Below are 9,689 nucleotides of genomic sequence, written 5' to 3' on the forward strand. Positions count from 1 at the left end.
CCGCCGGGGTGCGGCGCCCGGCGGTCACCGGCCGGTGCCTCCGTAGACGACGGCCTCGTCGGAGTCACTGTCCAGACCGAAGGCGGTGTGGACGGCCTGGACGGCCTCCTTGACGTCGTCCGCGCGCGTGACGACCGAGATGCGGATCTCGGAGGTCGAGATCAGCTCGATGTTCACGCCCGCGTCGGACAGCGCCTCGAAGAACGAGGCGGTGACGCCCGGGTTCGTCTTCATACCGGCGCCGACCAGCGAGATCTTCCCGATCTGGTCGTCGTAGCGCAGCGACTCGAAGCCGATGGTGCTCTTGGTCTTCTCCAGCGCGTCGATCGCCTTGCGGCCCTCGGTCTTCGGGAGGGTGAAGGAGATGTCCGTGAGACCGGTCGCCGCGGCCGAGACGTTCTGCACGACCATGTCGATGTTGATCTCGTTGTCCGCGATGGTCCGGAAGATCGCGGCGGCCTCACCCGGCTTGTCGGGCACGCCGACGACGGTGATCTTCGCCTCGGAGGTGTCGTGGGCGACACCGGAGATGATGGCCTGCTCCACCTTGCGGGCTCCCTGCTCGGAGTGTGGTTCGTTGCTGACCCAGGTGCCCCGCAGCCCCGAGAAGGACGACCGGACGTGGATCGGGATGTTGTAACGGCGTGCGTACTCGACGCAGCGGTGCAGCAGCACCTTGGAGCCGGAGCTGGCGAGCTCCAGCATGTCCTCGAACGAGATCCAGTCGATCTTGCGGGCCTTCTTCACGACCCGCGGGTCGGCGGTGAAGACACCGTCCACATCGGTGTAGATCTCACAGACCTCGGCGTCCAGCGCCGCGGCCAGCGCGACGGCGGTCGTGTCCGACCCACCGCGGCCCAGAGTGGTGATGTCCTTCTTGTCCTGGGACACGCCCTGGAAGCCGGCGACGATGGCGATGTTGCCCTCGTCCAGCGCCGTACGGATCCGGCCCGGCGTGACATCGATGATGCGCGCTTTGTTGTGGACCGAGTCGGTGATGACGCCGGCCTGGCTGCCGGTGAACGACTGCGCCTCGTGGCCCAGGTTTTTGATCGCCATCGCCAGCAGGGCCATGGAGATCCGCTCTCCGGCGGTCAGCAGCATGTCGAACTCTCGCCCGGCAGGGATCGGTGATACCTGCTCGGCGAGATCGATCAACTCGTCCGTCGTGTCGCCCATCGCCGAGACCACGACGACCACCTGGTGGCCGTTCTTCTTGGCGTCGACGATTCGCTTGGCGACGCGCTTGATGCCTTCGGCATCGGCAACGGAGGAACCTCCGTACTTCTGCACGACAAGGCCCACGTGCGCTCCTCGCTCAGTCTTTGCCGCAGTCATTACTGCGGTCGGCGTCAGTTTAACGAGCGAGCCGGGAACGCCCCCTATGTATCGCATCGTGAGATGTCCCGCTCACGACGTGATCAACTGCGGAGTGTTGTCCCAGAACTCCACGGCGTCCGCGGACCCGGGGGGCTCCTGGCCGCTCAGCCGGACTCCTGCCCCCTGACGCGCCGCGCAAGCCCGATGTGTCATCCGTCACGCTGTTGCCCCACGACCACGCTGTTCCCCACGACCGCGCTTTCCCCACGACCACGCTGTTCCCCACGACCACGGCCAACCACAGCCCGCACGAAGTCGTGGCTCCGGCGGAGCGTGCGCGTCTCGGATGGTCCTCGCCCAGTTCGCGCACACAGACCGCCATGGTCCCCTCATGGAGCGCGAGCGCCCTCCGGGCCGCGGGGGACAGATACGCCATGGCGAGCACGCTCTGTGAGGTCAGCGCCTCGGGGTGGTACGGACCATGGACCGCTTCGCGCCGCTCGATCACTTGCGCCTGGCCCGTCACTCCGCCGGGATTCGCGCCGGAATGTACGCCAGCCCGTGCGCCCCCGGCTCCCCCGCCCGCGCCACCTCCAGCGTGGTGACCACCCTCAGCCGCGCCAGGTCCACCACCGTCACCGTGCTCGACGAGACGTTGGCGACGTACCCGAAGGCTCCGTCCGGCGAAGAGGTGATCGTCAGCGGGAACGCGCCGGTCGGCACGCGGCCCAAAACCCTGCCGCCCCCGGGGGCGTACACATGGAGCATGCCGCCCAGCTGCGTCCCGAGGGCCGATCCGGCCGGCGCGCCCATACGGAGCTCCCCCGCCAGCACCAATCCGTCGGCTGTGACGTGCACAGGGAAGACCGCGCCCTCGGTGCGCAGCGTACGGATGATCCGGCCGGTCTCGGTGTCGATGACCCGTACGCCCGCGTCCTTCACCGGACCCGGGCCGAAGTCGCCCTTCGGGGCGGCCACGTACACCTGCCGGCCGTCGGGTGAGACGGCGATTCCCTCGCTGCCCGGTACCTCGATCCGTTCGAGCATCTCGCCCGATTCCAGGTCGACGACGGTGACGTACGGCGCTTCCTTGTTGGCGGAGTAGCCGTACCGCCCGTCCGGGGTGATGGCGAACCAGTGCGGACCGGGGGCCAGCACCGGAATACGGCGGACCGGCTTGCGGGTGACGAGATCGAGAACCACGACTCCGCCCGGTACATGCGGCCCCCTGCCCCCGGCGCCGGCTCCGGCGCCCGCTCCGGCACCCTCCCCCGCTCTCTCCTCCACGCTCACGTAGAGGAGGTCACGCGCCGCGTCGAGGGCGAAGCCGTGCGGAGCGTGGTCCGGGGAGAGGTCGACGACGTCGATCAGGCGCCGGGTGTCCGGGGCGATGACCGCGAGTTCATGCGCGCGTCCGGAGTTGTCGTGGTAGTAGCCGGAGCGATACGTGATCGTGCAGTACAGCAGCCGGCGCGCCGCGTCGAAGCACAACTCGTGCGGCTCACTGGGAAGTTCGAGGATGCCGAGCCGCTCGTACGTCCCGGCGTCGAAGAAGGTCACGGTCGGCCCGCTCTGGCTGACCACGGCGAGTGTGTCGTTCATGGCAACAGCCTTGCCCGGCCTCCTGGTTGACTCCAGTGCAACATCGGCAATGAATACTTGCGGCGTAGGCAATCCACCTGGTCGCCCCGGCCGCGGGCGGACCGCTCAGTGGCGGGGGTCACACCATCGAATCGCTCGACCTGAACCTGCTCGTCGCACTCGACGCGCTGCTGGAGGAGGAGAGCGTCACCGGCGCCGCCGCGCGGCTGCATCTGTCCGCTCCCGCGATGAGCCGCACCCTCGGCCGTATCCGCGCGCGCCTCGGCGATCCGGTCCTGGTGCGGGCGGGCCGGGGGCTCGTGCCCACGCCCCGCGCCGTGGAGCTGCGCCCGCGCGTACGGGCCGTGGTCGAGCAGGCCCGCGGTCTCCTCGTACCCGGACCGATCGCCGATCCGGCCGCGCTGACGCGGCAGTTCACGGTGCAGTCGAGCGAGATGGTGCTCGCGGGCCTCGGGGCGCGGCTGCTCTCGGCCGTCGCCGCGGAGGCGCCCGGCGTGACTCTGCGCCTTCTGCCGGAGAGTCTGGAGGGTACGGCCGCGATGCGCGACGGGCGGCTCGACCTGGAGATCGGGGCCATCGAGCACACGGATCCGGAAACCCTGGTGGAGCGGCTGGGCGAGGTGCGGCTGCTCGGAGCCGTACGCCCCGGGCACCCCCTGATCCGTGACCGGGGCGGTGCCCGACGCCGTGTCTCCGCACGGGCCTTCGCCGCGGCCGGCCACATCGGGGTCTCCCGGCAGGGAAAGGTGCGCGGACCGGTCGACGAGCGGCTGTCGGAACTGGGTCTGGAACGGCGGGTCGTCACCGTCGTACCCGGGTACGCCGCCGCCCTCTTCCTCTGCCGCGGGACCGATCTGGTCTGTCTCGCCCCGGCCGGCCCCGGCGACGACTGGCCCTCCGCCCTCGGCCTCCACACCTTCGAGATTCCCCTGGACCTGCCGCCTGTCATGCTCGGCATGGCCTGGCATCCGCGCAACGACGCGGACCCGGCCCATCAGTGGCTGCGGGAGCAGGTCCGTACAGCGGCAGCGGTATCCGCCTCAGGACAGCCCTTAACCACATGACCGCCGGCGTTCGGGCCCCTGGGCAGGGCCGGTACGGGTCAGCGCGGTGCGCGGACCCTCCCCAGCCCCAGCGGCCCCGCGATCTCCTCCACCATCACGCGCCCGGCCTCCTCCGCGAGGTCGTCCTCGGCGAGGTCCTCGTCCGTGTCCAGCCCGTCCAGTTCCTGCAGCGGCTGGTCGAGGCGGACATGCGCGACGAGGGACTGGAGGGCGCGCAGCGTCGCCGACGCCGTCGGGCCCCAGTTGGAGAAGTACGAGAACTGCCACCACCACAGCGCCTCGGTGGTGCGGCCCGCCCGGTAGTGGGCCAGGCCGTGGCCGAGGTCGGCGACGATGTCCGCGAGGTTGTCGGAAATCCTGCACGCGACCGGCGCCCTGCGCGGCTCGTACGGGTCGAAGACCTCGGAGAAGACGTCGATCGGGTCCAGCAGCCTCGCGAACCGCTCACGCAGCTCGTCCACTTCCAGGTCCGGGCCGGTGTCCGTCTCGTACCGCTCCTCGGGGACGATGTCCTCGTGTGCGCCCAGCCGGCCGCCCGCGAGCAGCAGCTGCGAGACCTCCAGGAGCAGGAAGGGCACCGCGCTGTCGGGCTCGTCGCCCTTCGCCACTTCCGTGGTGGCCACGATGAAGCTCTCGATCGAGTCGGCGATCTGAACCGAGAAGTCGTCGGGATCGTGGGTGGCGGAGTGGAGCGTTGCGTCAGACATCGAGAAGTCGTCTCCCCTCGAAGGCACGCCCGAGCGTGACCTCGTCGGCGTATTCCAGATCGCCGCCAACGGGAAGTCCGCTGGCGAGGCGCGTGACCTTCAGCCCCATGGGCTTGATCATGCGCGCCAGGTACGTGGCAGTGGCCTCGCCCTCGAGATTGGGGTCGGTCGCCAGGATCAGCTCGGTGACCGCGCCGTCGGCGAGCCGCGCGAGCAGCTCGCGGATGCGCAGGTCGTCCGGGCCGACGCCTTCGATCGGGCTGATCGCACCGCCGAGGACGTGGTAGCGCCCGCGGAACTCTCGGGTCCGCTCGATCGCCACGACGTCCTTGGGCTCCTCGACGACACAGATGACCGCCGGGTCACGGCGTGCGTCCCGGCAGATGTTGCACTGCTCCTGCTGCGCGACGTTGCCGCACACGGCGCAGAAGCGGACCTTGTCCTTCACCTCGAGGAGTGCGTGGGCGAGGCGGCGGACGTCGGTCGGTTCGGCCTGGAGGATGTGGAAGGCGATCCGCTGCGCGCTCTTGGGACCGACGCCGGGCAGCCTGCCCAGTTCGTCGATGAGGTCCTGAACCACGCCTTCGTACAACGGAACGCCTCTCTGGGAATTGCTTCGATGGTTACGGTAGTTGGTCGGCCTTCGCCTTTGAAGGCTTGACGGCTCGAAAGGCCCGGAGCGGCGGACCCGGACCCGGACCCGACCAGGATCCGGTCCAGGGACCCGGCCAGGATCCGGTTCCGGGACCCGGCCAGGATCCGGTTCCGGGACCCGGCCAGGATCCGGTTCCGGGACCCGGCCAGGGACCACCGGGCTCTACCGGGGTCTAGAAGGGCAGACCGGGGATTCCGCTGCCGCCTCCGAGCCCCTGGGCGAGCGGGCCGAGCTTCTGCTGCTGCAGCTGCTGCGCGTTCTCGCTCGCGGCCTGGACGGCGGCGACGACGAGATCGGCGAGGGTCTCGGTGTCCTCCGGGTCGACCGCCTTGGGGTCGATGACGAGCGCACGCAGCTCCCCGGAGCCGGTGACGGTCGCCCTCACGAGCCCGCCACCCGCCTGCCCCTCGACCTCGGTCGCCGCCAGCTCCTCCTGCGCCCGGGCGAGGTCCTGCTGCATCTTCTGGGCCTGCTGAAGCAACTGCTGCATATTGGGCTGGCCACCACCGGGAATCACGGTCACTCCTGGCATTTCGACGTCGGTTGTTCGGTAAACCGAGCCTACGTGGTCGTGGAGCGGCATGCCCCGCCCAGTCGGCACCAACTCTTTCGGGTGACTTCCGGGCGGGAACGACCGTCCCTCCTTTACCCGATCAAGACGCTCGTGCGGGCGGAAGTACCGGGATTTCGCCCCCACGGCCCACCATTCGGCGGTAGGAAGACCATGCGCACCGGTACCCACGCGCGCATCGCACGTCACGCAGGGTTAGCACGGTTACGTACGTAGTCACGCAGAGCGCAGAGGAGTGCCCCGGTGAGTCAGCCGGAGATGCAGCCTGGGGGGTCGGCCCGGGAGGAGGACGGGGTCCCGGTGAACGGGAGCGCCCCGCACCGTGACCTGGCCGGACGACCGTTCCCGCTCGGTGACTGGGGTGAGCCGGCGGAGCGCCTCGACGAGCTGTACCGCTGGGTGGAGGGGAACGCGCTGCGCACCGCGGACTGGTATCTGGCCGACCGCGTCCGCAAGCGCCGCGGCGCGCGGCTGCTGCGGACCGGCACCGCCCTTGGCGTGATCGCGGGCGCGGCGCTCCCGCTGCTGGACCTGACGGGGGTGCTGGCGGGCGCGGCGGGCTGGGGCTACCTCTCGCTGCTGCTGGGCGCGGCGTGCGTGGCGTGCGACCGGTACTTCGGCCTGACCTCGGGCTGGATAAGGGACGTGGCGGCGGCCCAGGCGGTGCAGCGCCGACTGCAGATCCTCCAGTTCGACTGGGCCTCGGAGAGCGTCCGTGAGGTCCTCGGCCCGGCGGAGGGCACGGCGAGCGAGGCGGCGGAGCGGTGTCTGAGCGTGCTGCGCCGGTTCTCGGAGGACGTCACGGAGCTGGTCCGCGCCGAGACCACCGACTGGATGATCGAATTCCGCTCCGGCCCGGCGCCCCTGCTGATGCAATCGCCGGCCTCCCCGCCCCGCCCCGACAACGGCCACCCCTCGGGCCGCGTTCCGCTCCCCCCGCCGACGCGGCCGAACATGCCGAGGCAGCGGCCACCGGAGGCGCGCTGACACCGTCCGGGCGGGTCTCTGGACGGCTCGTGGCCGGGGACGGCTCGTGGCCGGGGGCTCGGGCCGCTGTTCGGCCGGCCGCCCCCGTGGAGCGGCCGGCCGATCAGCGGCAGGTGTACGGATCGGTCAGCGGGCGACCGTGGCCGTCGGCTTGCTGGCGGCTTACGTGTAGGAGGTCGGGGCGGGTGTCCAGGTGCCGCGGCTCGCGGTGAGCGTGCGGCCCACCTTGGCCGTGCCCGGATCACCGGCAGCGTGGTGGCCTTCGGAGCGACTCCCTTGGCGACCGTGACCGCGGCGGTGGTAGCCGCGCCGTCGGCGTGCCCGGTGCGGCGGGCCGTGACCGTGACGGTGAGCTTCTTGGTGAGCAGTGTCGCCGGGACCGTGTACGTGGCGGCCGCGGCCCCCGCGATCGCCTGGCCGTCGGCCCTCCAGTGCCCCCGGGAGTCTTACCCGCCAGCACATAGTACGTGTGCTGCGCGGTACCCCTCTACCTGCTTCTTCGCAGGTCAGCGCGTGATTTGCGTTCCGTTGGTGTCCGTGGTTGTGCGGGGGAATCCGTGGCTGTTGCCGTCGCTACTGCCGTCAGGAGTCGGGCGGCGGTGCTGGTGCCTTTTCTCGCTCCGCCGGTCACCGCGGGGTTTGTCGGGCCACCGTGTATGCGGTGGGGCCGGTAAGCCCTGTCCCTGTACCGTCGAGCATGTCCAGGACCTCGAAGCCGGCGCCCTCCGCGTAGCGTTCGAGCTCCTGGGGGAACAGGACACGCCTGCGGATCTCGTCTCGGGCCTCGTCGCCCGAGGAGAGCATCCAGTGCCGGTGCATGGTGTTGATCTGGGTCCGCAGGTCCCACGTGTGGCAGATGGTGACGGTCGCGGATCCCGCCGGGGTGTCGACCGTGGCGGTGGTCGGCTCGGTCCGGGTGATCGGGGCGACGGGGGAACACAGCACGAGCAGCGCTCCTGGCCGGGCGTGGGCTGCGAAGGTGGCGAAGACCTGGCTGATCGACTCGTTGTCGTGCACGTAGGCGAGGCTGTTGCCCATGCAGGTCACCACGTCCATGCGGCTGCCGAGTCGCACGGTGCGCATGTCGCCGGTGCGGATGTCCAGCCCGGGCCGGGCCTGGTGGGCGTAGTCGACCATGCCGGGCTGGAGGTCCACGCCGATGCATTCGAAGCGCTTGGCGAGGATCTCCAGGTCGCGGCCGGTACCGCATCCGAAGTCGATCAGGGTCCGGGCGTCCGGCCTGTGCAGCTCGATCAGGGTCTGGCACATTCCGGCGCTCGTGCTGTCGGACTGGACCACGTCGTAGAGTGCCGGATCGCGGTACAGGAGGTTGGTGGCTTCCACGTGCTCGGCTTCCGTGTCGGGGCTGGTCACATGAGGCTTCGCAGCCCGACCTCCAGGGCGAGCACATCGCACAGCAGATCGGGGACGACCGGCGCGGAGTCGGCGCTCCTCCCCGCCTTGGCAAGAGCCTTGCCGTCAACGTAGCCGAGGTCCACCAGGATGGACTCCTTCAGCATGTCGTCCAAGACCGGCAAGCCGTAGGAACGTAAACCCTTCTCCAGGATGGCCAGGAAGTTCTCCGGTTCGGCCGGCGCGGCCACCCACTCGGGCAGCCCGGCCCGCCTGATCCGTTCGCGGAACAACGCCTTGCCGCGCTTGTGCTCGTGCGGTAGCTGCTCCATGAACCGCACGATCCGTGGGTGGGCGAGCGGGCTCAGCGGCCAGATTCCGGCCCGGAGGAATCCGGGGTTGTGCATCCCGAACGCCATCAGGGTCGGTACGGGCAGACCTGGGATGGGGGCCAGGTACTCGTTGACTTCGGCGAGCGCTCGGATTGCTTTGTCGCCGAGCCACGGCACGGGGTGCGGCGTTGGCAGTTCGGCCTGTGTCCTGGAGTGGTGGGCGTTGATCTCGTCCCCGCCGCTGCCCGTGAACATGACCTCGCACCGCCGGGCGGCTGCCTGCTCGCGCACGACATCGAACGCCTCCTGGTAGAAGGCTCCCGCCGGATCGTGCGGCTTGCACAGATCGCGTACGCCTCCGGGGCAGAAGGGTGGGTGCTGCATGGCGGGGGTGGCCGTGTCTCGGAAGCCGCAGTGCTCCACAAGGGCCTGGCGCCGCTCGCTCTGTTGCCTGCCGGTGCTTCCTCCCACCATCAGGCCGAAGCTGTACACCTCGGGGAAGCGCGCAGAGTCGGCTTGCGGCGCCGCTGCGGGCCGATGCGGTTGCCTCCGGGATCGGGGTCGGCCCGCTTGCCTGCCACTGCGCGCCGAGTGACCGGTGGGCGTCGCCAGCGGGGCGGCAGACAGGAGCGAGCGGTGGTCACCGGCCGCCGGCGCGCGGCGGCCCGCGCCAGCGGGACGCCCTTGATCAATTAAAGAAACTCTGAACAGCTCGCCCATCGGCCCACTGGCCGATCCCGGGAGATGCTTGACAGTTCGGTCACAGCTGATGGTTGACAGTGGCCGTGATCGGCCTTTCTGTGCGCGTCGTTGCGGCGTGTGGCGGGAGGCCGGGATTGGCGCTGGTGGAGTTGTCGGTTGTCGAGCAGAGGTACCGGGCTGTCCTGGCGGTGCTGGCGGGAGCGACCGTGACCGAGGTTGCCGCGTCGGTGGTCGAGCACACGACCGACGTCCCGGTCCGTGACGTGAAAGCGAACAAGCCCCACGGGGCTTCTGTTGTTGTCTAGGTGTTCTGTCCTGGGAGGTTGTGGACGGTGACAGGGGTCACGGCTGATCGATCTTGAAATGGGTGAGGGCCTTCTGGCCTGGTGTGGATTG

General features: G+C 69.9%; 10 protein-coding genes and 1 pseudogene. 3 read left to right on the top strand and 8 right to left on the bottom strand.

The window, feature by feature from the left end:
- Nucleotides 1-24: 24 nt before the first annotated feature.
- Together ACZ6ZQ_RS32295 and ACZ6ZQ_RS32300 are read right to left on the bottom strand one after the other, a co-directional pair.
- Nucleotides 25-1,305 (bottom strand): aspartate kinase, encoded by a 1,281-nt coding sequence (locus tag ACZ6ZQ_RS32295; protein ID WP_469772065.1) that lies wholly within the window; start codon nt 1,303-1,305, stop codon nt 25-27.
- Nucleotides 1,306-1,842: 537 nt separating this feature from the next.
- Nucleotides 1,843-2,922, bottom strand: coding sequence for a YncE family protein (locus ACZ6ZQ_RS32300; protein WP_469772066.1), 1,080 nt, complete (start codon nt 2,920-2,922; stop codon nt 1,843-1,845).
- Nucleotides 2,923-3,068: 146 nt separating this feature from the next.
- Between ACZ6ZQ_RS32300 and ACZ6ZQ_RS32305 the strand changes: the two genes are divergently transcribed.
- Nucleotides 3,069-3,986, top strand: a complete 918-nt coding sequence (locus tag ACZ6ZQ_RS32305; RefSeq protein WP_469772075.1) for a LysR family transcriptional regulator — start codon at nt 3,069-3,071, stop codon at nt 3,984-3,986.
- Nucleotides 3,987-4,024: 38 nt separating this feature from the next.
- Here ACZ6ZQ_RS32305 and ACZ6ZQ_RS32310 read toward each other — a convergent pair whose 3' ends face one another.
- The 3 genes from ACZ6ZQ_RS32310 to ACZ6ZQ_RS32320 all read right to left on the bottom strand — a co-directional run bounded on the left by ACZ6ZQ_RS32310 (nt 4,025) and on the right by ACZ6ZQ_RS32320 (nt 5,865).
- Complete coding sequence (locus ACZ6ZQ_RS32310) at nt 4,025-4,693, bottom strand: DUF5063 domain-containing protein (RefSeq protein WP_469772067.1); 669 nt, start codon at nt 4,691-4,693, stop codon at nt 4,025-4,027.
- Nucleotides 4,686-5,285 (bottom strand): recombination mediator RecR, encoded by a 600-nt coding sequence (gene recR / locus ACZ6ZQ_RS32315; RefSeq protein ID WP_351571506.1) that lies wholly within the window; start codon nt 5,283-5,285, stop codon nt 4,686-4,688. Before recR ends, ACZ6ZQ_RS32310 begins: the two co-directional genes overlap by 8 nt.
- 235 nt (nt 5,286-5,520) lie before the next feature.
- Nucleotides 5,521-5,865, bottom strand: a complete 345-nt coding sequence (locus ACZ6ZQ_RS32320) for a YbaB/EbfC family nucleoid-associated protein (protein ID WP_453657263.1) — start codon at nt 5,863-5,865, stop codon at nt 5,521-5,523.
- A gap of 297 nt (nt 5,866-6,162) precedes the next feature.
- On the opposite strand from ACZ6ZQ_RS32320, the gene ACZ6ZQ_RS32325 reads away from it, so the two are divergent.
- A complete protein-coding gene (locus ACZ6ZQ_RS32325; protein ID WP_469772068.1) occupies nt 6,163-6,906 on the top strand; it encodes an SLATT domain-containing protein in 744 nt (247 codons plus the stop codon).
- 168 nt (nt 6,907-7,074) lie between these two features.
- On the opposite strand, the pseudogene ACZ6ZQ_RS32330 reads toward ACZ6ZQ_RS32325, so the two are convergent.
- From ACZ6ZQ_RS32330 to ACZ6ZQ_RS32340, 3 genes and pseudogenes are all read right to left on the bottom strand, one after another.
- A pseudogene (locus ACZ6ZQ_RS32330) lies at nt 7,075-7,337 on the bottom strand (hypothetical protein); the annotation flags it as partial.
- 196 nt (nt 7,338-7,533) lie between these two features.
- The gene (locus ACZ6ZQ_RS32335; protein WP_469772069.1) at nt 7,534-8,280 is read right to left on the bottom strand and encodes a class I SAM-dependent methyltransferase; all 747 of its coding nucleotides are present in this window, start codon (nt 8,278-8,280) and stop codon (nt 7,534-7,536) included.
- Nucleotides 8,277-9,065 carry a hypothetical protein gene (locus tag ACZ6ZQ_RS32340; protein ID WP_469772070.1) on the bottom strand — a complete coding sequence of 263 codons (789 nt, stop codon included), beginning with the start codon at nt 9,063-9,065 and terminating at the stop codon, nt 8,277-8,279. Before ACZ6ZQ_RS32340 ends, ACZ6ZQ_RS32335 begins: the two co-directional genes overlap by 4 nt.
- 299 nt (nt 9,066-9,364) lie before the next feature.
- Here ACZ6ZQ_RS32340 and ACZ6ZQ_RS32345 point away from each other — a divergent pair, with 299 nt between their 5' ends.
- The gene (locus ACZ6ZQ_RS32345; RefSeq protein WP_469772076.1) at nt 9,365-9,598 is read left to right on the top strand and encodes a hypothetical protein; all 234 of its coding nucleotides are present in this window, start codon (nt 9,365-9,367) and stop codon (nt 9,596-9,598) included.
- Nucleotides 9,599-9,689: the final 91 nt, after the last annotated feature.

It is taken from the genome of Streptomyces sp. NPDC053673 (assembly GCF_055585225.1).